Here is a 482-nt window from a genome sequence, read left to right as displayed (position 1 = left end):
GTTCGCTGCTTGCGTGACGGACGCCCGTGACCTTCGGGACGCGCTGGACGAGTATCTGGATGACGACGAACACGAGTCTGCGGCGTTCCCTGATGCGTCTGTGACGGTTGCCGTTGACGCGGACGTAGAAGCGGCACGCGGGGCGATTGAGAGCCTTCAGACCAATGTGGAGGCACTCAACGAAGAACTGAAAGAGGCTGCCGAGCGAGCCGCTGATGTCGATCTCGGCGCTGTTGATTTTGGCCTCCCCGCGCCGTCACCGTCCGACGTTCAGGTGGAGATGGAAGCCATCGAGACGGACGACCGAGAGATGGTTCCCGCAGAACCGCTCTACGAGTTAGCGGAGATGTGGGCGGGTGTGTCTGTCCATCCCGCACTCGGTGACGAAGACGCGAGAACGTACCGACAGGCTCGCAAGGAGTCTGGTGAGTGGCTGAAGACAGAATTAGACGAGTTGACGGAGGACGACGATGGGTAGTTAC

At 60.6% G+C, this 482-nt stretch carries 1 pseudogene; it reads left to right on the top strand.

Annotated features, from left to right (window positions below):
• Positions 1-478, top strand: a pseudogene (locus EXE45_RS20005) (hypothetical protein); the annotation flags it as partial.
• Positions 479-482 lie beyond the last annotated feature (4 nt).

Source organism: Halorubrum sp. SP9 (genome assembly GCF_005435015.1).
Taxonomy (GTDB): Archaea; Halobacteriota; Halobacteria; order Halobacteriales; family Haloferacaceae; genus Halorubrum; species Halorubrum sodomense.
Note: the sequence above shows the minus strand (reverse complement) of the source record. Positions and strands in the feature narration are given on the sequence as shown.